18 protein-coding genes are annotated in these 25,255 nt (G+C 61.4%); 2 read left to right on the top strand and 16 right to left on the bottom strand.

The window, feature by feature from the left end; all coding sequences use genetic code 11:
* Positions 1-243 precede the first annotated feature (243 nt).
* The 7 genes from B0919_RS21300 to B0919_RS21270 form a co-directional block, all read right to left on the bottom strand.
* Complete coding sequence (locus B0919_RS21300; RefSeq protein WP_078014322.1) at positions 244-1,674, bottom strand: murein hydrolase activator EnvC family protein; 1,431 nt, start codon at positions 1,672-1,674, stop codon at positions 244-246.
* A complete protein-coding gene (locus tag B0919_RS21295) occupies positions 1,652-2,425 on the bottom strand; it encodes a DUF4292 domain-containing protein (RefSeq protein ID WP_078014321.1) in 774 nt (257 codons plus the stop codon). Before B0919_RS21295 ends, B0919_RS21300 begins: the two co-directional genes overlap by 23 nt.
* Positions 2,418-4,232 (bottom strand): tetratricopeptide repeat protein, encoded by a 1,815-nt coding sequence (locus tag B0919_RS21290; protein ID WP_078014320.1) that lies wholly within the window; start codon positions 4,230-4,232, stop codon positions 2,418-2,420. Before B0919_RS21290 ends, B0919_RS21295 begins: the two co-directional genes overlap by 8 nt.
* 95 nt (positions 4,233-4,327) lie before the next feature.
* Complete coding sequence (locus tag B0919_RS21285) at positions 4,328-5,338, bottom strand: sugar phosphate nucleotidyltransferase (protein WP_078014319.1); 1,011 nt, start codon at positions 5,336-5,338, stop codon at positions 4,328-4,330.
* 316 nt (positions 5,339-5,654) lie between these two features.
* Complete coding sequence (gene dut / locus B0919_RS21280; protein WP_078014318.1) at positions 5,655-6,089, bottom strand: dUTP diphosphatase; 435 nt, start codon at positions 6,087-6,089, stop codon at positions 5,655-5,657.
* A 24-nt stretch (positions 6,090-6,113) separates the two neighbouring features.
* The gene (locus B0919_RS21275; protein ID WP_078014317.1) at positions 6,114-7,634 is read right to left on the bottom strand and encodes a lipopolysaccharide biosynthesis protein; all 1,521 of its coding nucleotides are present in this window, start codon (positions 7,632-7,634) and stop codon (positions 6,114-6,116) included.
* 174 nt (positions 7,635-7,808) lie between these two features.
* A complete protein-coding gene (locus B0919_RS21270) occupies positions 7,809-8,597 on the bottom strand; it encodes an enoyl-CoA hydratase/isomerase family protein (RefSeq protein ID WP_078014316.1) in 789 nt (262 codons plus the stop codon).
* Between the two features lie 259 nt (positions 8,598-8,856).
* On the opposite strand from B0919_RS21270, the gene mscL reads away from it, so the two are divergent.
* Positions 8,857-9,228, top strand: a complete 372-nt coding sequence (mscL, locus tag B0919_RS21265) for a large conductance mechanosensitive channel protein MscL (protein ID WP_078014357.1) — start codon at positions 8,857-8,859, stop codon at positions 9,226-9,228.
* A gap of 277 nt (positions 9,229-9,505) precedes the next feature.
* Positions 9,506-9,943 carry a hypothetical protein gene (locus B0919_RS21260; RefSeq protein ID WP_078014315.1) on the top strand — a complete coding sequence of 146 codons (438 nt, stop codon included), beginning with the start codon at positions 9,506-9,508 and terminating at the stop codon, positions 9,941-9,943.
* Between the two features lie 269 nt (positions 9,944-10,212).
* Here B0919_RS21260 and B0919_RS21255 read toward each other — a convergent pair whose 3' ends face one another.
* From B0919_RS21255 to B0919_RS21215, 9 genes are all read right to left on the bottom strand, one after another.
* Positions 10,213-10,737, bottom strand: coding sequence for an OmpA family protein (locus tag B0919_RS21255; protein ID WP_078014314.1), 525 nt, complete (start codon positions 10,735-10,737; stop codon positions 10,213-10,215).
* A gap of 52 nt (positions 10,738-10,789) precedes the next feature.
* The gene (locus B0919_RS21250; protein ID WP_078014313.1) at positions 10,790-11,428 is read right to left on the bottom strand and encodes a hypothetical protein; all 639 of its coding nucleotides are present in this window, start codon (positions 11,426-11,428) and stop codon (positions 10,790-10,792) included.
* A 40-nt stretch (positions 11,429-11,468) separates the two neighbouring features.
* On the bottom strand, positions 11,469-12,275 hold the full coding sequence (locus B0919_RS21245) for a hypothetical protein (RefSeq protein WP_078014312.1): 807 nt from the start codon (positions 12,273-12,275) through the stop codon (positions 11,469-11,471).
* Between the two features lie 261 nt (positions 12,276-12,536).
* Positions 12,537-13,007 carry a hypothetical protein gene (locus B0919_RS21240; protein ID WP_139362307.1) on the bottom strand — a complete coding sequence of 157 codons (471 nt, stop codon included), beginning with the start codon at positions 13,005-13,007 and terminating at the stop codon, positions 12,537-12,539.
* Positions 13,008-13,291: 284 nt separating this feature from the next.
* Positions 13,292-16,303, bottom strand: a complete 3,012-nt coding sequence (locus B0919_RS21235) for a 7TM diverse intracellular signaling domain-containing protein (RefSeq protein ID WP_176133164.1) — start codon at positions 16,301-16,303, stop codon at positions 13,292-13,294.
* Positions 16,304-16,452: 149 nt separating this feature from the next.
* Positions 16,453-19,617 carry a translation initiation factor IF-2 gene (infB, locus tag B0919_RS21230; protein ID WP_078014309.1) on the bottom strand — a complete coding sequence of 1,055 codons (3,165 nt, stop codon included), beginning with the start codon at positions 19,615-19,617 and terminating at the stop codon, positions 16,453-16,455.
* A gap of 147 nt (positions 19,618-19,764) precedes the next feature.
* Positions 19,765-21,057, bottom strand: coding sequence for a transcription termination factor NusA (gene nusA / locus B0919_RS21225; RefSeq protein WP_078014308.1), 1,293 nt, complete (start codon positions 21,055-21,057; stop codon positions 19,765-19,767).
* A 101-nt stretch (positions 21,058-21,158) separates the two neighbouring features.
* Positions 21,159-21,632, bottom strand: coding sequence for a ribosome maturation factor RimP (rimP, locus tag B0919_RS21220; RefSeq protein WP_254846638.1), 474 nt, complete (start codon positions 21,630-21,632; stop codon positions 21,159-21,161).
* Between the two features lie 111 nt (positions 21,633-21,743).
* Positions 21,744-25,196: a gliding motility-associated C-terminal domain-containing protein gene (locus B0919_RS21215; RefSeq protein WP_078014307.1), complete on the bottom strand. Its 3,453-nt coding sequence runs from the start codon at positions 25,194-25,196 to the stop codon at positions 21,744-21,746.
* Positions 25,197-25,255: the final 59 nt, after the last annotated feature.

Below are 25,255 nucleotides of genomic sequence, written 5' to 3'. Positions count from 1 at the left end.
TACGGCACCTTGGTCGAGTAATTTGATAATTTGGACGAAAGCCGCATTACCCTAAGGTTATATCTGTCGTATCTTTCGGCTGTTATCGGGGGATTAATCCTTTGGCGCTTGGGCTTAGGCTCTGCCAAGGAGGGATTAACTGATAGCTAAGTTTGTTTTCATAGCTCAGAAAGGCACCGTACACTGTACGGTGTTTTTTTATTTCTGCCTATGTCAAAATTGGCAGTAACCGTGTAGCAACAGCTATTTACGGCCCAGCCACTGCTCCGGGTTCAGATTGGTACTGTTACGCCACACCTGAAACTGCAGCTCTGTAGTTCCTTCCGGATTGGTGTACACGGTGCCGATGAGCTGGCGCATCTTTATCTGCTGCCCTTCACTTACGCTGACGGTGCGCAGCTTGGCGTACACAGTAAAATACTCGCCGTGCTGTACCATCACCACGTTGTTCATGCCGGCAATGTTGGCCACGGTGAGCACCTTGCCGTCGAAGATGGCGCGGGCCTGTTCGCCGGCGCTGGTCTGGATGTCCACGCCGCGGTTGTCCACCGTCACGTGCTTCAGTACCGGGTGGGGGTGCCGGCCGAAGCGCTGGGAAATAAAGCCACGGCCCACCGGCCAAAGCAGACGGCCGCGGTTTTCGGCGAAAGACGACGACAGTTCGGCCGTTTCGGGCGTCAGCGTCACCCGGTCAGTATTGGTGGTGGCTTCTTCGGCGGCCACGGCGGCATCGGCGGCTTCAGCCGTCTGGGTAGCTTCGCGCTTTGCGGTGGTACGCTCGGCCACGGTGGCATTGCTGCGTTCGGCGCGCTCGGCCCGTTCGGCGGCGGCTTTGGCGGCGGCTTTGGCGGCAGCAGCCTTGGCCGCGGCGCGGGCTGCGGCTAAGCGGGCGGCCCGGGCAATTTCTTCACGCACGCGTTGCGCAATGAGGTCATCCAGCTTGCGTACCGCCTGCTGACGTTCGGCCAGCTCTTTCTGCAATTGCTGCTCCTGCTGACTGAGCTGTTGCACCACTTGGTCTTGCTGAGTCCGCATGGTTACCAAGGTGCGGTTTTCCGTCAGCTGGGTGCTTAGCAGGGAGCTTTTCTGCTGCTTTTGCTGCGTGAGTGAGCTGAGCTGCTGGTGCAGCTCCTGCTGGGTGCGCAGGATGCCGCTGACCTGTTGCCGCCGGGCCTCCGAGTACTGCCGCACGTAGCGCAGGCGCAGCATAAACTCGTTGAACGAGTCGGCCGCGAACAAGAACATGATGCGGTTGTAGGAGTTGGCCGTTTTGGCCGAGGCGTAAATCAGGCGGCCGTACTCCGCTTTCAATCGGTCCAGCTCGCTTTGGGTGAGCTGCACGTTGGTAGCCGTTTTCTTGACTCCCGTTTCGATGTAGCGCAGCTCCGAAGAGGTCGACTTAATGACCTCCTTCTGCACCGTAATCTTTTCCTTAAGCGCGTTGAGCTGGCCCAGCGTGCTTTGCTTTTTCTGCTGGGTTTGCTCCAGGATTTTGCTGGTTTCCTGAATGCGCTTCAGGTTATTGCGCCGTTCGCGCTCCAGTTGAGCCTTGGTTTTGGGGGCTTCCTTGCTGCTGCGTCGGCGCTGCTGAGCCGGAGCCACCGTCAGGGCCAGCACCAGGCTACCCGCCAACAGCCAGCCGGCCCACTGCTTACTTGCGGTTTTTACGCCCATACTCGGCCGGCACGGAGAAGGGGAACGAAAGCCGCTCCTTGTCCAGATCCACGTTGCGGTAATTGATGGTCACGTTGGCGGGCTGCCGGCCGGGCTGCTGGGCCTGTACCAGAATGCCGTGGGCAAACGGCTGCTCACCCGGTTGCAGGGGTTGAAAATCGTTGTACGTTACCTTCAGGCTGCTCTGCGACTTGGGGTCCGTCACGTTCAACTGCTGCAAACGGGCCCGGCTCAGTTCGATGAGCTGCTCGACCAGAATACCCGTTTGGCGGTACTGCACCCGCTGAACGGGGCCTTCGGTAACGGCCGTCAGCGCGGTATCCTGCGGAGCAGGCAGGTAGTCGCCGAGCAGCATGGCCTGTAGCTGGGCGTAGGTGATGGGCACGTTGAACTGCCGCCGCAGGTAATCGAAGCCACCGGCGTAGTAGGTTTTCTCCAGCTTGTTGATGACCTGCACCGTGTCGGGCGTGATGCGGGCCCGGATGCCCTCGATGCCGAGCAAGGACGCCGACACCCAGATAACGCTGTCCTTGCGCATGCGCACGTTCAGGTTGGCCGAGTATTTCTCGCCGTTGGCTTCGATCTGCGCCTTGCCCTTGGCCGCCAGGTACGTGAAATCAAGGTTGCGGGCGCGCACTTCGGGCGCCGGCGGGCGAACAACGGCAGTGGTCTTGGAGGGAACGGCGCGGCGAGTACAGGCGCCCAGGCTCAGGCTGCCGATCAACACCAGCAGCGGCCAGCGTCTATTCATAGAGTTTTCGGTCTTTGATTTTTCGGTCGATCAGGGCGGAGGTGCCACCGGCCTTTTTGGCCTGCTGCCAACGCTCCACGGCTGCCGCCGAGTCACCTAGCTGGTACAATACGTCGCCGTAGTGCTCCAAAACGGTGCCGTCTTTGGAAGTACGTACGGCTTTTTCTAAGTATTGGCGGGCGCTGCTGTAATCTTTCAACTGATACAGCACCCAAGCGTAGGTGTCGAGGTAGGTGTCGTTGTCGGGGAAGAGTTTCACCAGCTTGCCGGCCATTTCCTTGGCTTTGGGCAGGTTCTTGCCGCGTAACGACAGGTAGTAGCTGTAATTGTTCAGGGCCTGCGCATTGTTCGCGTCGAAGGTCAGCGCTGCTTCGTAGGCCGCATCCGACTTGTCGTACTCCTTCAGCTCGTGGTAAGCGTCGCCGAGCTGCGAGTCAAACTGCGCGGCCAGTTCGGGGTTGTCGGTGGTGAGCTTTTTGCCCTGCTCCAGGGCCCGCACGGCCTTCTGCGGCTGTTTGGCCATCGTTTGCCCCACGCCGCTGTAAAACCAGAACACGGCCTGGTTCGGAAACAGCTCCAGCGCCTGGTTGGTGTGGCGCAGCAGCGAGTCCGTCTGCATCAGCTCGGCATCGAGGAGTACTACCTGCTGCCAGATCTTGAAGTGCGAGTTATCAAGGCGCAGGGCGCGCAGGTAATTGTCGCGGGCTTTGGGCTTTTGCTCAGCCAGCAGCTGCACGTCGCCCGCTACCGAAAAGGCTTTGGCCTCCCGTGGGTGCACGCGCGTGGTGATGTCGGCCAGCTCCAGCGCGGTGTGCTGAATAGCCGGGTTGGGCAGCTGCTTGAGGTAGTCTACCAGGATGCGCACCTTCTGGTCGATGTTCAGCCCGGGGCTTTCGAAGGCCTGCTTAATTTGCTTTTCCGACTCCGCCGCGTTGCCTTGCTGGCGGTACGCGTCGGCCAGAATCATGTGCGCCTGTGGGTTTTCCGGGTCTTTGCGCAGGGCCTGGTTGGCCACCCGAATGGCATCGGGCAGGCGGTTGTTGGCTGCGTACATTTCGGCCTGAGCCAGCACGTAGCGTACCTCGTCGGGGTTGGCCGAAATCAGGGCCTCACCTTCCTGCAGGGCCTTGTCGAGATTGTTCTGCTTGAGGTAAATCTGCTGTTTCTTGAACGACACCTCGTCCATGGGCCCGAATTCCTTCTCGGCCTGGTCAAAGGCCGTCAGCGCCTCGTTCAGCTTGCCCTGGGCCAGGTACAGGTCGGCCAGGTTGAAGAGGTAGCTCTTCGAGTCGGGCACGTCCTGAATCAGCTTGGTATACACCTGTGCGGCCTCGCTGTACTGCTTCTGCGAAGCGTAAATCTGGGCCAGGATCAGGTAGTAGTAAGGGTTCTTCGGGTCCAGCCGCAGGGCGGCGTTGGCGAAGTTAGTCGCGTCCTTCAGGTTGCCGATGAGCAGGTTGTTTTCGGCAATCTTGTAGTTAATGGCGGCGTTGTTGGGGTCGAGCTGGTAGGCCTTCAGCAGGCGTTCCTGCGCCTTTGGGTAATCCTCCAGCAGCATAAACTTCACCCCGTCGACAAAGTAGGCGGCGCTCAGCTCCCGGTCTTTCTCCGTGAGCTGGGTTTGCTGCTGGGCTTTGGCCGCTTCCAGGGCCGCTTGCCGCTGCATCTCCTTGCGTTCCTTGCGCGTCAGCTTATGCGGCTTCTCGGCCGCAGCCGGTTTGCCCGGCGCCGTTGGCTTTTGGGCACGCACGGGCCCGGCCAGGAGCAGGCCCAACGCTAACGAAAGGAGGGAAGCGGAACGAATCATGCGGAAAAGACGCAGCAGCGGAAAAATGGGTGGCTTCAGGGGCTGCCGCCTTGTGAGAAAAGATACGGCATTACCCTGAAACCACCCCGCTTGCGCTACAGTTTCAAGGCGTTGTAATCGCCCACGCTCAGATCGGCCGGCGTGCCAGTGAAGCTGGCATTGCTGCCGATCATGGAGTTGGTCACGTTGGCGTTGGTCACCGCGGCGGCCTTCTGAATGATGCTGTTGGCTACCACCGAGTGCTTCACCACCGAGCCGTCGCCCACCGACACGTGCGGGCCGATAACGCTGTTTTCAAGGACTACATTCTCGCCGATATACACCGGCGGGATAATTACGGAGTTGGTCAGTTTGGCGGATTTGGAGACGGTGTCTTCGCCGGCTTCCCGCAGGTACTCCAGGTAGCGCTGGTTGGTGTACACGGTCGCGTCCTTGTTGCCGCAGTCGAGCCACTCGGTTACGCGGCCGGGGATGAACACGGCGCCCTGGTTTTTCATGTTCTCCAGGGCGTTGGTGAGCTGGTACTCGCCTTTGTCCCTGATGTCGTTGTCGAGCAGGTACTGCAGCTCGCGCTTCAGGTACTCGCCGTCGCGGAAGTAGTAGATGCCGATGATGGCCAGGTCGGACACGAATTCCTGCGGCTTCTCGATCAGCTCCGTAATCTGGCCCTGCTCGTTGAGCTTCACTACGCCGAAGGGGCGCGGATCTTCCACGCGCTGCACCCAGATGGTGCCGTCGGCGGAGGTGTCGAGGGTAAAATCAGCCTTGAACAGCGTATCGGCGAAGGCTACTACCACGGGGCCGTCCAGGGCGCTCTGGGCGCACAGAATGGCGTGGGCAGTGCCCAGCGGTTCGTCCTGGTAATGAATGGTCCCCTTAGCCCCTACGGACTCGGCAATCTTGATCAGGTTCTGCTCGACCTCGGTGCCGAAGCGGCCGACGATAAACGCCACTTCCGATACGGGCTCGCCCACTACTTTGGCAATATCTTCTACGAGGCGCTGCACGATGGGCTTGCCGGCAATCGGAATCAACGGCTTGGGAACGGTGAGCGTGTGCGGGCGCATACGTTTGCCCATGCCGGCCATCGGAACGATGATTTTCATAAGGGGTGAATTGGGATGTTGAGTTTCGGGGGCGTGTACGTAAGCGCGGCCTTTCACGCTGCGCAAAGTTGAAGGGTAGAGTTAACGGATTTTACTGATTTCGCAGATTTTTTTGTACGTCAGAATGATAGGGGTTCAAGAATGTTTGAGTTGAGGGTTTAGGAAGTTTGAGTATTAATGAGTTGATGGGGAATTGGGCGTGAGGGGTGCCGGCAGGATAAACTTCCGCCAGACTAGTTAAGCAATGCACAAGCAGCCCTTGTCATGCACCCTCCTGTGTATCTTCGACAAATGCGGCCTGCCTAAATGCCTCAGCTCATCGTGTGCCCGTGCTGCCGTAGCCGCCCGCGCCGCGGGTGGTTTCGCTCAGCTCGGCCACTTCCTGCCACTCGATGGCCTCGTAGCGGGCAAACACGAGCTGGGCAATCCGCTCCCCGTCCTGCACCACAAATGCCTCGTTGGACAGGTTCACCAGCAGCACCTTTACTTCGCCGCGGTAATCGGCGTCGATGGTGCCGGGGCTGTTGACCAAGCCGATGCCGTGCTTATAGGCCAAGCCGCTGCGCGGACGCACCTGCGCCTCGTAGCCGGCCGGAATTTCCAGGTACAGACCGGTGGGAATGAGGGCGCGCTCCAGGGGGCGCAGTGTTACGGGCTCGGGGAGGTTGGCGCGCAGGTCGAGGCCGGCGGCGTGTTTGGTTTGGTAAGCCGGCAGCGGGTGGTGCGAGCGGTTGATGACGGCGACTTGCATCGGCGAGGAAACTGGGGAAACGGCTTAGGCTGCTTTGGTAGGAGTGCGGCGAAATGCCCGCTCGGGGCGTTCCACCAGCCATACCGCCGCCACGAAAGCCAGCGTAATTAAAAAATGTACCGCGTGACTTGTCCACAGGCCCAGCGGCGGCAGGGCCCAGCTGCCCGCTACCACGGCCACGGCTACCGCCAGCCAGAGCAGAAGCCGGCCCACCGGGTAGGGCACCGGAAAGTGGTGGTTGCCGAGGGCCCAGCAGATGACCGCCATGGTGGCGTAGCACACCAGGGTGGCAATGGCCGAGCCCATGTAGCCCAGCAGCGGAATGAGCAGAAAGTTGAGCGCGACGGTCAGCGCCGCGCCGCCGAAGCTGATGTAGGTGCCGAAGTAGGTTTTGTCGGTGAGCTTAAACCACACCGACAGGTTGTAGTAGACGCCCAGAAACAGGTTGGCCAGCAGCAGCACCGGCACCACCGGCAGGCCCTGCAGGTACGCGGCCCCGTGCAGGAACCGCGGCGCAATCAAGTCCAGGTTGACGCTCACCGCCACGAAGAGGATGGTGCAGCTGATGGTGAACCACTTCAGCACCAAGGCAAAGGTGCGGGGCGAGTTTTTGTCCTCGCTCTGAGCAAAAAAGAACGGCTCGGCGGCATACTTGAAGGCCTGAATGACCAGGCTCATCAGGATGCTGAGCTTGTAGCAGGCCCCGTAAATACCCACGGCGGCCAGATTGCTCTGGCCCGGGTAAAAGCCTTCGGGCAGCCAGCGCGGCAGTAGAATGCGGTCCAGTGTTTCATTGACCATGCCCGCAACGCCCATAAGCATAATGGGATAAGCGTAGCGCCACAATGGACCGAGGTAGGAAGAATCCAGCCGGGGCCGAAAATCCAGCAGCTCGCGCCCCAGCAGCAGCAGTGTAAGGGCGCTGGCCGCCAGGTTGGAGAGAAATACATAGCCCACGCCGATGCTCGGGTCGTACACGCGCTGCACCAGCGGCTGCAGTCCGCTCAGGTACTTGCCGGCCAGCACATCGGGGCAGAATACGATGAAGAACAGGTTCAGCCCGACGGTGAGCAGGATGTTGGCCAGCCGAATGGCGGCAAACTTAACCGCCTTGTTTTCCAGCCGCAGCCGCGCAAACGGAATGGCGGCTACCGCGTCGAGGCCCAGAATCAGGGCTATCCAGACGGCGTACCGCTCGTGGCCCGGCGGAATACCCAGCAGGCTCATCAGCGTGGGCGCCAAGGCTGCCAGCAGGGCCGTAAGCACAATGCTGCTCACGATAAGCAGCGTCAGCACGCGGTTGTACAGGTCGCGGCGGTCGGTGCCCGGCCGATTGGCGAAGCGCAAATACGTCGTTTCCATGCCGTAAGTGAACAGCACGTTCAAAAACGACACGTAGGCATAGAGCCCGGTGATGATACCGAAAGCCGCGGGCACGAAGCGCCCCGTGTACAGCGGCGTCAGCAGAAAGTTGAGCACACGCCCCACGATGCTGCTCACGCCGTACACGACGGTCTGGGATGCCAGACGTTTGGCTACGCTCATTCGATGAAAGTCGGTGGAAATACGAAATAAGTCAGAACGTCATTCCGAGCGAGGCTCAGGAATCCTAAGCGTGTTTGGCCAGATAGTAAAATCCTCGTTGAGCGAGAAAATTACCTTGAAAGTCAACACGCAGAATTCCTCGGCTTCGCTCGGAATGACGTTCTAAAAGGCAAATTACTTACCCGTGAAAGCAGCCGGCCGCTTCTCAAGAAAGGCCTGCGTGCCTTCGTGGAAATCATCCGAGAGGCAGCAGCGGGCAAAGCAATTGGCTTCGGTCTGGTAGCCGTGGCGCTCCTTGTCGAAGTACGCGTTTACGCTATCGATAACCAAGCCTACGGCCAGCGGTGCCTTGGTCAGGATGCGGCTCAGCAGCTGGCGGGTAAAGTCGAGCAGCTCGGCCTGCGGTACCACGTAGTTGACCAGGCCCAGGCGCAGGGCTTCGTCGGCTTTGATCATGTCGGCGGTCATCATCAGCTCAAGGGCCTTGCCTTTGCCGATGAGCTGCGTCAGGCGCTGCGTACCGCCGTAGCCCGGAATCAGCCCCAGATTCACTTCGGGTTGGCCGAAGCGGGCGTTTTCAGAGGCAATGCGGAAGTGGCAGGCCATGGCCAGCTCGCACCCGCCGCCGAGGGCAAAACCGTTAACTGCGGCAATAACCGGCTTGGTGCTTTCTTCGATCAGGCAGAACACCTGCTGGCCGCGTTCGGCCGCCCGGCGGGCCTGCGACTCGTCCAGCTGGGCCAGCTCGGCAATGTCAGCGCCGGCCACAAACGCCTTTTCGCCCGCGCCAGTGAAGATGATACCCCGCACGCGCTGGTCGTCCTGCGCCAGCTGCATGGCTTGGGTAAGGTCATCCAGGGTAGCAAAGCTCAGGGCGTTGAGCTTGCTCGGGCGGTTCACGGTAATAGTCAGGATGCCGTTGTCGGCCAGATCGAGGGCGAGATTTTCCAGGACAGGTAGCATGGGTTTGGCAGAATGTGCGTGGCAACAAAGATAGAGACAATGCGCACCTGCCGTTGGGGCCACTCAGCACGCCGAAGCTGCCGTTGGTCCAGCCAATGATCAGGTTGGGCAAAAGTCGGTGCGGTCAATTACCAAACCGACCACATTTGGGTTAGCCAAGGCCCAACAGAGGCCGCCCGTAAGGAGGTTATTTAGAATATAGCCCTTGCTATATTACCTCCACTCTTACTTGTTTTTCACCACCAACCCCCGCCGCGTCATGGGCTTCGTTTCCGAATTCAAAGAATTTATTTCCAAGGGCAACGTACTCGATCTGGCCGTTGGGGTCATCATCGGCGCTTCCTTCGGCAAAATCGTCAGCTCCCTCACCGACGACATCATCATGCCGGTAGTGGGACTGGTCACCGGCAAGGTGGACTACTCCCACATCATGCTGGGGCCCATGAAGGTGGGCAACTTTCTGAACGCTGTGCTCTACTTCCTGATCATCGCCTTCGTGATTTTCTGGGTAGTGAAGCTGGCCAACCGCTTCAAGAAACCAGCTCCTGTAGCGGTGGTATCGGAGCCGGCTCCCTCCAAGGAAGAAATTCTGCTGATGGAAATCCGCGACGCGCTGCGCAGCCGTGCTTAACCGCTTGCGACCTGCTTCTACTGCAGCGTTGGCCCGGCCGGTATGGGCGCTTGAACCGAGGCGTCCATACCGGCCGGGCTGATTGCTGCATTACTTTAGGCGGCCGGTCAGAAACGCTTGTCTGCCTGAGTATTGTTGGGCTGGAATTTTTTCGATAACCTTGGTGCTTCCAACGGAGTAAGTGCACCAATTTTGAACTAACTTACTTCTCCACCCGTTGCGCCGGCGTAGTTGCCACCCCGCTTAGAAACCGTCGCGCCTTACCTTCCTTTTTTCCATGAAGCACTTCGTTGCTGCCGCCGCCCTGCTGGTCACCAGGCTACTTATCACCGAGGCCGCCTACGCCCAGACGGCCACGCCCTTTACCGGTGAGAAACCCCGTCGGGAAACGGCGCCCAAAAAGCGCAAGCCTTCGAACAACGACATTGCGCGCATGCAGCAACGCATGAGCATGAACGAAGGCGACGTCAAGCGCGACCAGCAGATGGAAGTACTGGAGGCGCGCGCAGGCATCAGCAGCAACAGCCTCACGCGCGGCTCGTCCTCGTCGCGGCAGTACGACCGGGCATCCGGCGGCTTCACCGTGCGCGAGTTCCGCGACAAGCGCAACGCGGCCATGCAGAAGCGCGGCCAGGCACGTCCTGCCCCCGGCATCGACCCGCCCGGCAAGCCGCTGAAGCACAAGAAGCCCGGAAAGCATTTCCTGTTTTTCTAGGCCTCGACCCCAATCGATAAGAATAAGAAAAAGCCCCGGTGCATAGCTCCGGGGCTTTTTACTTCTTCAGGCTGGGTCAGAGCCACCGTTCGCCTCTGAGTGCTGAAGAATACTGGGTGGAAGGGGAGTGAAGGCGCACGCCGGCTTAGCGCAGCGTAAGCACAAAACCCAACAGGGCGGCCAGCAACAAGCCGAGGCAACGGCGCAGTAGTAGGCTTCCTGTCATGGCTAGGGAGAAAGGAAAGTGGAGAGAGAGCAGGGCAGAGGTATCAGAGCCGCACAAATTCCACGCGCTGGTTGAGGGCGGCGTAGTCATCGTCGGGCTCGGTGTACAGGGGCTGCGAACTGCCCAGCCCCTTGGCCGACAGCCGCGTGCCGTCGATGCCGAGGCTGATCAGGGCGGCGCGGAGGGCATCGGCACGGCGCTGCGACAGGCGCTGGTTGGCCGTGGCGTCGCCGGGCAGCAGCGTGTGCGCCTCAATGCGCAAGCGGATATCGGGGTTGCGGCGCAGCATGTCGGCCATGCCTTTCACGAAGGGCTGAGAGTCGGCCAGCAGCGTGGCCGAGCCTTCCTCAAACTGCATGCTGTGCGACACCACGCGGCCGTTGTCGATGAGCTGCCCGTAGTAGTCGCCGGTCTTTTCGGTGATTTTGCGCTCCACCGCTTCGCTGATTTTGCGCTCAGCCACGCGGTTGGCGGCCCTTTCCACGGCGCTGTTGAGCAAGCCAAACTGGGCCTGCGAAGCAAACGGCAGTAAGCAAAGCAGGCAGCCACACAACAAGAAGGTTTTCATAGGAAAGTCGGGGAGAAATAAGCGGGAAAGAGCAAGGGAGCCGGCCGAGGCTTTACAGAGCCGCCAGGGCGCGCAGATCCAGCGTGCGGGCCACGTCCTTCACGAGCTTGGTGTCCTCCTGCCCGGTCGATTCGACGGAGACAAAAAAACGCTCACCCACACCCAGTGCCACGGAAGCCCTTCGCTCCATTTTCTGCACCGTCTCGAAGCCGCGTACGCCCGGCACGCCCAGGTCAAAGCCGCGGGTGAACTGCTCGTCGCTTTCCTGCAGGAATTCGGTGCTCATCAGGGCCGTAGCCCCGTCGTACAGCGCCATGGCGCCGTTGTAGTCCACTACCTGCACCTTCAGCTGCTGACTGCCACGGCGGTAGTACTGCTCGCAGGTGGAGTAGTTGATGCCGCCGATGCGGACCAAATCACCTTGGGGCTGACCTTCGGAAACGAAGCCGGCTACGGCAGCGGGCAGGTACTGCGCCAGCGCCTGGCTTGGAAGCGAAGCGGTGTCGCCGCGCTGGATGCGCCGCCGACGCTCCGGCGCCAGCAGGGAGGCATCGGCGGCAAGGCCGTTGACACGCAGGCTGGCGGTAAGAGCATCGGCGGGCGCACCGTGGCCATTCCGCACCTCGCTGCAGCCCCCGAGCAGGGGGAAGAGCAGGAGTACCCAGCTGGCAAGCGTAGGCAGTGCTTTCATGGCGGGCTGAGGTGGAGAGGTAGAACGCCGCTGCTTGGGCTTAGAAGCGGGCAGTCAGGCCCAGTTTCAGGTACGACATGTCGTAGCCCAACTCGCCGAAGGCGCCGAGGTTGTCGGAGAACATGTAGCGCCCGCCCAGGAAAATGCCCGAGGTAAGGGCCGCGCCGCCGTACGAATTGCTGTACTGCGAGTCGCTCCAGTTATCGGAGTAGGACTCGACGCGCACGCCCAGGCTCAAGCCGGCGTAGGTATCGACTTTAGGGTTGTTCAGGATGTTGTAGTGGTATGCACCCCGCGCCGATACGATGAAGTTTTTCCAGGAGCTTTTGTAGCTGCCCGACTTCCAGCCGTAGCTTTTGTAGCCCACCAGGCCGCCGATGCTGATGACGCCTGGCCCGACGTTGTCGGTGATGCCGCGCTCCACCGATAGGCTCAGCGCGGGCGTGGAACGCACGTTGCCGCCCAAAATGCCGTAGCCGTAGCCCAGGCCAAACCCAACGCCTAGGTTGGCCGCCGTGCTGCCTTTGCCGAACTCAGTGCCGCGGGCGGTGGAGGCTTTGGGAGCTGCTTTCTTGGCGGGTTCAGTCGTTGCCTTAGGCGCTACCGGCGCTGCTTCTGGTTCGGCGGCAGGCTTGGGGGCGACAGCGGCAGGCTTCGTTGCCGTGGTAGCTGGCTTGGCAGCCGTGGCGGCGGGCTTGGCGGCAGTGGTTTTGGTAGCGGTAGCAGCCGGTTTGGCGCTGGCGGTGCGGCCGGCTACCGGGCTGGCCGGGCGGGTTTGGGCAGTGGCAGGAGCAGCGGTTGCCGTAGCAACGAGGGCGACGAGGGCAGAGAGGCCAAGAGTTTTCATAGTACGCGGGGTGAACGGGGTAAGGGTTTGTCAGTGTCCGACGCCGGCAGCAGGGCCAACCGTCTGGGACAAAGCTACCGGGTAATCATGCCCTGCGTCAATCGCATAATGATGTGACGAATTGGTATAGTTATATTATTTCGGCTCCGGGGAAATAAGAAACGGTCCTGATTGGCCTTAACAAGGGCCAGTCAGGACCGTTTCCGGAGCTTTCGGTATTCTACTCTGCGCAGGTGTAGCCTGCTAAAACGCAATTACGTTCTACATGTACCGATCGGCCAGCAGGCGCCGCGCCAAGCCGCCAATCAGTGGCAGAGGCTCGTGCAAGCCGCTGATAGCGCCCATCACGCCCAGCATACGCAGCATCAGCATCACGCCCAGCCCGATACCCGCTACCACCATGCTGCTCCAGCCGAAGAAAGGAAGCATAGCCAGCTGCGCCACGATGATGAGGGCCGACAGCCCAATTACCAGCGACATCTGGCGTACGTGGAAAGTAGTGAGCGAGCCGCGCTGCGCCCGCGGCGTGCGGTAAGCCACCAGCCAGCCGAACACCGAGAGGTAGCACATGATGGCCATTTTTCGGTCGAGCTGTTCGGCACTGGCGCCGTGCAGTTCGTACGCGTGCCGGGGCGAAATGCCGACTTCCTCAAAATCGCCTAACCAATTGCCTAACCGGTTGCTGAAGCGCCACACCAAGTCAGTCGTCAACAGTCTTTCTAAAGCAAACATATCGGTAGGAAGAAGGGAGAATGTGCACCGGGAAATCCGCTGGCTGGGGAGGCCGCATGCGGTAAAAGCAGGTGGTGGCGAAGTATCGCAGTACTAGCCCCGCCGACAGTCCAAAGGTGTCTGATTCGCTGACCGAAGCGTTAACACAGATGTTTCAAATACTAATAGCAATGTTACGCGTTGTATATGTATCTGATTTTCAGTTATTTTACTTATGTATTTAAGTATAAAAAATAGCACTGGCTGCTGATATACCGCGGCGATGATTGTAGAGCCGATGCCAATCAAGACTCCACTACTGCCGTAGCGGTGTACTCCGAAGGCGACTGTTGGTAAAGCTCCCGGAAGCACTTACTGAAGTACGACAGGTTGCCGAAACCTACCTGCTCCGCCACATCGGCTACGCTGCCTGCCTGTGCCTGCAGCAGCGCTGCTGCTCGCCGCAGCCGCACTGTGCGCACAAACTCGGAGGTCGACTGGTCCGTTAGGGCTTTGAGCTTGCGGTGCAGCTGCACCCGACTCATGGCCATCTGATCGGCAAACTGTTCGACGCTGAAGTCGCTGTCGGCCATGTGTTCCTCTACTACGGCCATGGCCCGCTGCAGAAATACCTCATCGGCGGAGGTGATGCTGATGTCACGGGGTTGCAGCGTGACTTCGCGGCCGAAGCGCTGCCGTAGCAGTTGGCGTTGCCGGATCAGGTTGTGCATGCGCGCCCGCAGTTCCTCCGGGCGGAAGGGCTTGGTCAGGTACTCGTCGGCGCCGAGGCCGAAGCTGGTCAGGCGGGCTTCGTCGCCGGGCTTGGCTGTGAGCAAAATAACTGGGATATGGCTGGTACGCTCATCTTTCCGTAACCGCTGGCACAGTTCCAGACCATCGAGCTTGGGCATCATCAGGTCGGACACCACCAAATCCGGCACCGCCGCAAAAATCCGTTCCAAGCCCTGCTCGCCGTCCTCGGCCGTCAGCACCCGGAACTCGGCCGCCAGGCAGCTGTGGATGTAGCCGCGCATTTCGGGGTTGTCCTCCACCACCAGCACCAGAGGCCGCATATCTATGTGATGCGCCGCCTGCTGCTCCGCAGAAGCAACAGGCACGGGCGCCAGGCTAGCCATGCTCGGCAGCAGCGCAGGCGCTGGCGCAGCTTCGGCTGGGCGCAGCTCTTCGGCGCGCAGGTGCGCGTGGCCCAGCGGCAGCTCCACCACGAAGGTGGTGCCCTGGCCCAGCGTGCTGCTGACGCGGATGTGCCCGTGGTGCAGACCGATCAGCTCTTTTACCAGCGCCAAGCCGATGCCCGAGCCTTCGTGGCGGCGCGTGCGCGAATCGTCCACCTGATGAAACCGGTCGAAAATCAAGGGCAGGTGCTCTGCCGGAATACCCATGCCGGTGTCGCGCACGCGCAGTACCGCCCGGCCCGCCTGCGCCTCGACGCTGGCTACTACCTGGCCGCCGGCCGGCGTAAATTTCAGGGCGTTGCCCAGCAGGTTGTAGAGCACCTTATCGAACTGATCCGTGTCCAGGTACACCTCCAGCGTCGGCACGTTGCTCTCGAAGCGCAGGTCCACGTCGTGGCTTACAGCCAGGGACTCGAATGCCAGCACATTGGTCTTCACGGCCTGCACCATATCTACCGGCGCGGCGGCCAGGCGCGTCTGCCCGGCTTCGAGGCGCGAAATGTCGAGTAGCTGGTTGATAAGCTGCAGCAGGCGGCGCGCATTGCGCAGCATCAGCGTGTATTCCGGCGGCGTGTCGGCTTCGGGGCGATGGCGGGCTTCGCTCAGCAGTTGCTCCAGCGGGCTGATGATGAGCGTAAGCGGGGTCCGCAGCTCGTGGGAGATATTGGTGAAGAACTTCGTTTTCAGCTCGTCCAGCTCCTGCAGCTGGTGCGATGTCCGAATACTAGTCTGCAGATCCTGATAAGCGCGCTGCAGTTCGGCCGCCCGCTCCGCTAGCTCGTGGTTGGTACGCAGCTGCAACTCTTCTTTCTCGCGCGACACGCGTAGGGCTTGCTCCTGGGCCGTTTGCTTTTCCAGCATGGCCGCTAGGGCCAGCCCCTGGGCCGCTTGTTGAGCCTGCAAGGCCCGCATGGCTTCTTCCTGTGCCCGCTGCTTGGCCTTTTTTTCCAGGTTGATGCGGTCAGCCAGACCCAAGGACAGCAAAATCATTTCCAGCGCTGAGGCTACGTGTACCCCGTGCCCTGACCAAAAACTGTCGCGCGGCGTAATGCCCACCAGGCTCAGGTAGAAATTGACTACGGCCAGCAGCAGCAGCGTCCAGCCTATCATGTAGTAGCGGGCCGGTCGATACCCCGCAAACAGGGCCAGGGTGCCAGCCGTCAGCAGCACAATACTCGTCCACAGCGCCGTGCTTACGGGCCACCACACGGCCACGGCGGGGTTGGGGGTGAAGGCACTCAGCAGCGGTAGCCACGCCACCACCAGCGTCAGTCGTAGCACCTTGTCCACGCGCGGCATCAGCCGGTCCGTCTCGAGAAAGGCCCGGGCGGTAAGCGTGCCGAAGAAGACGGTGCAGGCCAGTAATGTGTTTTGGCGTACGTCCAACCAGAAGCCGGATAGCGTATCGGGCCACCACTGCTGCCAGTAGCCCGTCATATCGATCTGCAAAGCCGCGAAAAACCCAACGTACAGCGAGTAAAGCAGGTAGCTCTTGTCGCGCACCGACACGTAGAGCAGCAGGTTGTAAGCCAGCAGCGCCAGCAGAATGCCGTAGTAAGGGCCCATGGTCCAGTCGGCTTCGCGCGAGTACTGCAGCAGATTTGCCTGCTCAATAACCCCCAGGTTCACGTACGCCTGTGCCGGGCTGCGGGCGTACAGCGTCACCACCTCATTGGGCGACAGGTCCAGCGGCACGTTATAGTTGCGTGCGATTACCGCGTGTGTCTGCGCGTGCGGCAGCCGTGAGTTCAGCCGGTAATGCTTAACCGGCCGGGCATTGCGCAACACGTACACGTCGATGCCATCGACGTACTCGGTAGCCACGCTTAGCAGCCACCGGGTACTTGCCGCGCGGCCCGACTGCAGCTGACAACGCGTCCAACGCTCACCGGCCGTTGCTGCAATAACCGCCGAGCCTATTGGCGCAAACCGTTGGCTCCAGGGGGCCGATTGCACCTGCGCCAGGGTGAGGCCGGCTGGTGCGGCCAGTACCTCGGCGGAGGTGCGAAGCCCGGTTGTCTGGGTGGTGTCGCTTACCACTACCACCGGGCCCGGCGCCGCTACGGCAGTAGCCATAGCCAATAGCAGCCACCCCCAAATGCTGAGTAACAGGTGTTTCATGCCGAACGGTGGGCGGTGGAACGGTGCACTCTGAATATACAACACGTTGCCGATATAGAGTGACAAAGTGCGTGGTTCGTTGCCCGCGGCCACAAAAAAGCCCCGGCCGTTTCCGGTCGGGGCTTGCATTGTAGCTGCGAGGCCGAAGCTTACAGCGTGCGTTTCACTTCCTTCTCGTCGAAGCCCTCGATGATGTCGCCTTCGCGCAGATCGTCGAAGTTCTTGATCGAGATACCGCATTCGTAGCCTTGGCGCACTTCCGAGACGTCGTCTTTGAAGCGCTTCAGGGCCTGAATGTTGCCGGTGTGCTGTACGATACCGTCGCGTACCACGCGCACCTTGGTGTTGCGCGTGATGGTGCCGTCCGTCACCATACAGCCGGCAATGGTGCCCACCTTGGTGATGTTGAACACCTGACGTACCTCGATGGTAGCCACCGTGACTTCCTGCACCGTCGGGGCGAGCATGCCTTCCATAGCATCCTTCACCTCGTTGATGGCGTTGTAGATGATCGAGTAGAGGCGGATGTCAATCTGCTCCTGCTCGGCCAGCTTACGCGCACCCAGCGACGGACGCACCTGGAAGCCGATGATGATGGCGTCGGAAGCCGAAGCCAGCAGCACATCCGATTCGGAGATGGCGCCCACACCCTTCGAGAGGATGTTCACGGCCACTTCGCCGGTCGAGAGCTTGAGCAGCGAGTCCGACAGTGCTTCCACCGAGCCGTCCACGTCGCCCTTCACGATGATGTTGAGCTCCTTGAACGAACCAATAGCCAGACGACGACCAATCTCGTCGAGCGTGATGTGCTTCTTGGTGCGCATCGACTGCTCGCGCTGCAGCTGCAGACGCTGGGTAGCAATTTCGCGGGCTTCGCGCTCCGACTCCATGGCTACCACTTTGTCGCCGGCTTGCGGAGCGCCTTGCAGGCCCAGCAGCTGAACCGGCGTCGACGGCCCGGCCGTCTTCATCTTCTTGCCGCGGTGGTCCGTCATGGCCTTCACGCGGCCGTAGTGCGGACCGGCCAGCACGATGTCGCCGACTTCCAGCGTACCCGTCTGCACCAGGATGGTCGTTACGTAGCCACGGCCCTTGTCGAGCGAGGCTTCGATAACCGAACCGATGGCGCGGCGGTTGGGGTTGGCTTTCAGCTCCAGCAGTTCGGCTTCGAGCAGCACTTTCTCGAGGAGGTCCTCGATGCCGGCACCGGTTTTGGCCGATACTTCCTGCGACTGGTATTTACCGCCCCATTCTTCCACCAGGATGTTGATGGCCGACAGCTCCTCGCGGACCTTGTCGGGGTTGGCACCCGGCTTATCGATTTTGTTCAGGGCAATAACGATGGGCACCCCAGCCGCTTGGGCGTGGTTGATAGCTTCCTTCGTCTGCGGCATCACCGAGTCGTCGGCCGCCACCACGATGATGGCAATGTCCGTCACCTTGGCACCACGGGCACGCATGGCGGTAAACGCTTCGTGACCCGGGGTATCGAGGAAGGTAATACGCTTACCCGATGCCGTTTTCACCTCGTAGGCGCCAATGTGCTGGGTGATACCGCCGGCTTCGCCTTTGGCCACCTGCGCATTCCGGATGTAGTCAAGCAGCGAGGTCTTACCGTGGTCGACGTGACCCATGATGGTCACAATCGGGGCGCGGTCCTCCAGGCTTTCCGGATCATCCTCGGTGATGATGGTCACGTCCTGCTCGTCCTCAGCCGACAGGAATTCTACGTCGTAGCCAAACTCGTCAGCAATGACGGTAATAGCTTCGGCGTCGAGGCGCTGGTTGATGGACACGAACATACCCATGTTCAGGCAGACCTTGATGACCTCGTTCACCGACACGTTCATCAGCGAAGCCAAGTCGTTGGCCGAGATAAACTCGGTCAGCTTCAGGGTCTTCGAGGCCAGTTCGCTCTGCTGACGAGCCAGCTCCGTAGCTTCCGCAATACCAGCGCGCTTGTCGCGGCGGTACTTGGCACGGTTGCCTTGGTTGCCGCCACGGCCGCCGCTCAGGCGGGCCAGCGTAGCCTTGATCTGGTCCTGAATCTGTTTGTCGTTCTGCTCAGCCGATACAGGCTGACCCGTGCCTTGGCCGGGGCGCTGACCACCGCGGTTATCGCGGTTGCCACCGGGCCCGCCCGGACGGTTGCCTTGGCCTGGGCCGCCGGGACGGTTGCCACCCGGGCCGCCGGGGCGGTTAGTGCCTTGGTAGCCGGTCCCGTGAGGACGGTTGTCGGGCTGGCCTTGGCCCTGACCACCACCTTGCTGACCTTGGCCAGGTACGGTGATGCGGGCGCGCTTTTTCTTGTCGCCGATACCGGCTTTGCGCACATCCGACGAAGCGACCGGACGAGCACCGCGGCCTCCGCCACGACGCGAAGCATCTACCGGCAGCTCGATTTTGCCGAGTACCGTCAGACCCTTCAGCTGCTCGCCGCGGGCTACAATGGTGCCCTGGTCGCCGCCTTGCTCACCACCAGCAGCCGGAGTTTCCGGAGCGGCGGGGGCTGCCGGGGCAGCGGGCGTTACCGGGGTAGCTGCTACGGGTGCTACCGGCTTGGCCTGAGCAGCGGGAGCCGGAGCAGGCGTAGCGGGGGCTGCCGGAGCAGGAGTCGGGGCTGGTGCCGGGGCGGCCGGACGAGCTTCGGCAACGCGTGCCGGAGCAGGCGCGGGGGCTGGGGTAGGAGCCGGAGCGGGCGCAGGTTGCGTGGGCTGCTGAGCTACCGGAGCCGGAGCAGGTGCCGGCGTGGGTGTCGGGGCAGGCGGGGGAGCCGGCTGAGCTGGCTTGGTTTCAGCAACCGGAGCCGGCACTGGGGCTGGGGCCGGTGCGGGAGCCGGCTGAGCCGGGCGCGGCGGCACCGGACGGCCTTTGGCGTCCAGCTCGATTTTGCCGAGTACTTTCAGACCTGGCACCGGACGGCTATTGTCAGCGGCGGGCTGGGCCGGGGCTTGCGGCGCGGCGGGTGCCGCGGGCTGCTGCGCCACCGGAGCCGGCTGCGGGGCAGCAGGACGGGCAGGTTCCTGGGGTTTGGGTGCGGGGGCTACCACCTTAGCCGCCGCTTCTTTGGCCTGGGCTGCTTGCTCAAGCTCGGTGTGGCGCAGGGTTTGCCCGCGTCGGGCGGCTTCGGCCTTGTCTTGAGCCGATGAAGCAAACTCCTTGTTCAGCAACGCAACCTGGTCGGCTGAAAGCTTGGTGGTGGGTTTATTTTCAACAGAAATGCCCTTCGTCTGGAGGAAGTCCACAATAGTGTGGGTCCCGACGTTCAGGTCCGTGGCCGCTTGTTTCAGTCGTTTGCTTGCTGCTTCCGCCATTCTTGGGTTGCGCTCGATACTCGTAGTTGGGTGCAAAAGTACGATTTAATTATTGCCAAACGGCGGAAAACCCACCTATTCAGGCAGGTCTTCCGCCGGACTGTGCCCGAGCGGCTCCGGCCCTTACGTACAGGGCCGGGCCGCTGGTTACTCCTCAGAGGTAGTTTCAGCGCCTTCAGCGGGCGTTTGCTCCTCGTCTTCGCCGTCAAATTCGGACTGGATAACGCGGAAAACTTCTTCTACGTTTTCTTCCTCCAACTCGGTGCGGCGCACGATGTCGGCCTTGTTAACAGCCAAAACCGCACGGCCCGTATCGAGACCGATTTTCTTCAGCTCATCGATGATCCACTGGTCGATTTCGTCGCTGAATTCTTCCAGCGTGATATCTTCTTCATAGGAATCGGCTTCGCGGAAGACGTCGATTTCCATGCCTACGAGACGGGAAGCCAGTTTGATGTTGGCGCCGCCCCGGCCAATGGCCAGTGATACCTGGTCCGGCTTTAAGAACACCGAAACCCGCCCGGTTTGTTCATTTATTTTCATCGTGCTGATGCGGGCCGGCGACAACGCACGCTGAATGTAGAGCTCCAGGTTGTCGGTGTAGTTGATGATGTCGATGTTCTCGTTCTCCAACTCACGTACCACCGCGTGAATGCGGCTGCCCTTCATGCCCACGCAGGCGCCTACCGGGTCGATACGGTCGTCGTAGCTTTCTACGGCTACTTTGGCCCGCTCGCCCGGCTCGCGCACGATGTTTTTGATGGTGATGAGACCATCGGCAATTTCCGGTACTTCCTGCTCCATCAAGCGCTCCAGGAAAGCCGGCGCGGCGCGGGACAGGATGATTTTGGGGGCGCCATTCAGCACGTCAACGCGGTGCACGACGGCGCGGATGGTGTCGCCCTTGCGGTAGCGGTCCTTGGGAATCTGCTCCGGCTTGGGCAGGCTCAGTTCGTTTTCCTCCTGGTCGAGCACCAGGGTTTCGCGGCCCCACACCTGGTAGACTTCGCCGGCAATAATTTCGCCGACCATGTCCTTGTACTTCTGGTAGAGGTTGTCGCGCTCCAGGTCCTTCACGCGCTGAATCAGCGTCTGGCGGGCCATGAGGACGGCGCGGCGGCCGAAATCCTCCAGCTTCACTTGCTCGGATACTTCCTCGCCTACCTCGAAGTCGGGCTCAATTTTTTGGGCTTCCGACAGCGGAATTTTGTCGTGGTCCCAGATATCCTCCGACTCGTCGTCCACGATTTCGCGGTTGCGCCAGATTTCCAAGTCGCCGTTGTCGGGGTTGATGATGACGTCGAAGTTGGAGTCGTCGTCAAACTTCTTCCGGATCATCGTGCGGAACACCTCCTCCAGGATGCTCATCATCGTGGGGCGGTCGATGTTCTTGAACTTGGCAAACTCCGAGAAGCTCTCGATGAGGTTGAGGGTGTTCATGGGAATAGATGGGTTATTCGTTTTTCGCTATTCGTTTTTCGCGCTCGGTCTTTCGTCGCAACGGACAAAAAAGGAATAGCGAAAAACAGACAACGCAGAACCTATTTAAACGAAATGACTACGCGGGCTTCGCTGATGTCGGCGAAGGGAAACAGCGCCGCGGGCAGGGTTTTCTTCTTGTTTTTCTCCTTTACCACTTCCGAGAGCATCAGGCCTTCGGGGGTAGTTTCCTCAAGCGTGCCTTCCAACTCGCGGCCGTCGGTGAGCTTCAGGGCGAGGGTGCGGCCGACGTGGCGGGCGTACTGGCGCTGGTCGGTGAGGGGCTGGTCGGCGCCGGGCGTGGTGACTTCCAGGTTGTAAGCCGCGTCCTCGCCGTAGGCCTCGTCGATCTGACGGGTGAGGCGGCGGGTGGTGGTGCTCAGCTCATCGATACCGATACCCTGCTCTCCGTCGATGGTGGCGGTGATTTTGGGGCGGGCGGCCGTGTTGCTCACCGTCAGGCTCACCACGAAGTACTCGGGGCCTGGCAGGCTGGCGTCCAGCATTTGCTGAATGCGGTTACGGTCGAAGCTCATGGGCAAGGTGGGTGGGAAAAGAAAGAGGGGACTAGCGTCCCCTCTCCTTGATTAACTGAATTGCGTGAGGCAAAGATATAACATTGGGCCGCCAAGCGCAAGTCCCCGTCGTCAGCGCACGATTTCCACCCAGCCTTTGGTGGCGTTGCCATCGGGGAAGCGCACCAGATAATAGTAGATGCCGGCCGGCAAGCCGTCACCGTTCCAGTTATTTTGGTAGGCGGCGGCTTCGTACACCTTGTTGCCCCAACGGGAAAACACCTGTAGCTGCGGCGGGCAGCCGTAGCCGACCATAAACCGGTCGTTGAGGTTGTCGCCGTTGGGGGTGATGACGTTCGGCAGCGGCTCGGCAGCCACTACTTCCACCGGGCGTAGCTGGATGAGCTGCTGGCACAGGCCGCCGTTGTAGGGCACGGTGACGCGCGGGGTGAAAGTACCGGCCTGCGTGTATACGTGCTCGACGGTAGTGCCCGCGACTTCGGGTGTGCCGTCGCCAAAGTCCCAGCGGGTGCCGGGCACGGCATCGACGCCGCTAAAACGCACTCGCAAGGGCGCCTGCTTATCCTGCGTGCACACGATGGCCGACCAAGAGGGCGCCAGGGCCGGTGCATTGACGACCCCGATGCGCCGCGTAGCGGAGGCAGTGCAGCCACTTACCGTGGCGGTGTAGGTGAGCGTGACCGGGCCGATAAACCCAGTGGGCGGCGTGAATAGGCCGCTGGCCGAAACGTTAGGCCCGCTCCAGGTGCCGCCGGCCGGGCTGGCCCGGAGCTGTACTGCCTGGGTACTGCCCGCGCAGATGACCGTATCGGGCCGCATACCGATGGTGGGCGGGCGAATCACCGTCGCGGTTTGGGTGGCTTGACTGGTGCAGCCGTTTTGGGAGAAGCTGTACGTAATGGGGTGTACACCCGCGCCGGCCACAGAAGGATAAAACAGATTGCCCACCACGCCGCGGCCACTGAAGGTGCCGCCGGCGGGCTGAGCCACGAGCGTAACCGGCGGCAACGTGCCGGAGCTCTGGCAGAATTGGCTTTGGCTAAGCGGCGCAAAAACTGCGGCCGGCGGGGTCGTCACGGTAACCTGCAACGAGGCCTGGCTGCTGCACGTGCCGCCGCCCGTGTAGGCATACGTCAGGGTCTGCATGCCAATCAGGGCGGTAGAAGGGGTGAAAAAGAAGCCGTTGGCGACGGAGCCGCTCACGCCCGGGCCCGACCACGTGCCGCCGAACGGGGTGCCGCCGAGGCGCAGTGGGGCAGCGTTGGCGCAAATCGTCTGAGCAGGGCCGGCCGAGGCGACACTGATTTCAAACTGAAATTTGAAGGCGGCGTTGTTGCAGTAGGAACCTTGATTGGAGGTAGAGTACGTGCCGGCGCCGGGCGGAATGGGGAAAGGCGCCGAGCTGCAGGCGCATACGGCCTGGTACACCACGCCGCGTGGATCGAAGCGGGAAGTGCCGCCGTCGACGTGGTCGCCCACCGATGCATCGTTGGCGCCGTAGTAGGTGGCGTATTCGAGGGCCTGCGCGTTGGGGGACAGGGCAATTAGGTAGAAGTCGTTGGCATCGGTGGTGCGCTGCACGGCATTGGCCGAGACGGGCATGCCGGCCGTATTGCCGTTGGGGGCGTACGACGAGTTGAACTGCCCGCCCCAGCCGCTGGCGTATATTCGGTCGCATTGGTCGACCAGGAAGGCGGTGGGCGAAATGTCGATGGACGTGCGGCCGCTGCCAAATACGGTGGAGAAGCTGCTGGCCGTCAGATCGGGGTTGAGGCAGTGAATAAACTGGTGGCTGCCCGCGTTGGCGTAGCGCCCCGCCGTGACGGGGTAATTGCCGAGGCTTTGGCCGAGCAGGTACACGTTGCCGCCGTTATCCAGCTGCACGAAGTAGGCCTGATCGTAGCTGCTGGTGCCTATGTAAGTGCTGCCCAGCAAGGCAGAGCCGGTGTTGTTCAGGCGCACCACAAAACCATCAACATCCCCGCGCAAGGTGGAAATGAGCGCGCCCGGGGTAGTGGGAAAGTTGGGGCTGGTGGTGCCCCCGCACACATAGAGGTTGTTGGTCGCGTCCAGGCGCAGGGAGTAGGCCGCGTCGGCGCCGGAGCCGCCGAGGTAGGTGCTCCACAGCAGGCTGGTCAGGCCCGCGTTGAGCTTGCACACCACGGCATCGGAGCCGCCGGTGCCAAAGGTGGTGCGGAAGCCGCCCACGGCCGGGAAGTTGCTGGAAGCGGTGTTGGAAGCTAGGTACACGTTATCGTTGGCGTCCACAATGATGTCGCCCCGGAACGGGTCGCCATAATTGTGCACCAGCGGGCCCACGAATAAGTTCGAAGGGTTCAGCAGGCCGTCGTTGTTGCTGCCGCCGAGGTAGGTGGAGCCCAGCAGGGCCGAACCCGTGGCGTTCAGCCGCGACACGACGAGGTCGGAGCCGGGTGGCAGGTCGTAGGGCGGGCCGTCAAGGTATGGATCAACGCTCACACCCCCGTTGAAGCTCCGGTCATATGCCCCGGCGGTAGTGGGGTAGTTGCTGGAGCCGGTGGCGCCGAGAATGAGCAGCTCTCCTTGGTTGTTGACCACCATGCTTTCGGGGTAGTCGCCGGAGTTGCCGCCGAGGTAGGTAGCCCAGAGCCGGGCGGCGCGCCCCGTGGTGGCCGTATTGTATTTGATAATGGCCATGTCGGTGACGCCGGCAAAGCTGGTGCTGAAGGCCCCAGGCGAAGCAGGATAACCCAGATTGAACGCAATGCCGCCGGAATACATGTTGCCCTGCTGGTCGTAGGTGGCCGTGAAGCCCCAGTTTTCCGCCGTCGAGCCCGTGTAAGTAGAGAATACCACTGTCGGGTCGATGGTCAGTGGGCGTTTGTGGTCGTAAGGGCCGAGTTGGAAGCTTACGTCGTGCCCGTTGAGCACGTAGCGGCAAGTCACGCGCTGGCGCTGACCAGTGGCGTCGAGTTGCCAGGCCTGAGGCGGCAGCTCGGTAAACGAGCCTACGTCGGCTGCTACCTGCAGGGCACCGGCGGCATCCACACTCAGGCCATCCGCTCCGTTGTAGTGCAGGCGAATGGCGGCCGGATCGGCGTTGGGAGCCAGCTCGAAGTCGTATTCAAGGTGCTGCTGAGCGTTTTCGTACAGCCGCGCATCAATGCCTGGCCACAGCTGCTGGTAGCGCAGCTGGCGGTAGCTGGCCACCTGGCTGGCCCAGCGGGCGGGCTCGTTGCCGCAGAAGTAGTTGCGCACTTCGCCGGTGGGCAGGCTGGGCTGCGGAGCCTGCGCCCGAGCCGCTACAAAGCGCACCTGCACCGCGTGGCCGCGGAGCTTATCCGCGGCGGTGGGCCGCTCTTTAGCGTGGTGGTCGATGGGCTCCATCAGCGCGTAGGTGAGGCCGTCGGGCTCCACAAATAGCCGGCCGCCGGGCACCGGGGCCGCGTAGCGAGCAGCAGTGGCCCACTGCCCACGGTTTTCGATAAACTCCAGCGTTTTGGCGGGCGGAGTGCCGGCCGTGGCAGCCGCGCCCGATAGCAGCCCGCTACCCAGCAGGGCAGTAAATAGTAATGAACGAAGCACGATACGAAGCAAAAAACAGACCACCGAAAGTAGCTCTTTCGGCGGTCTGGCAAAGGGGC

The sequence above is a fragment of the Hymenobacter sp. CRA2 genome (assembly GCF_002007105.1).
Taxonomy (GTDB): domain Bacteria; phylum Bacteroidota; class Bacteroidia; order Cytophagales; family Hymenobacteraceae; genus Solirubrum.
This window is presented reverse-complemented; position numbering and strand designations above follow the sequence as displayed.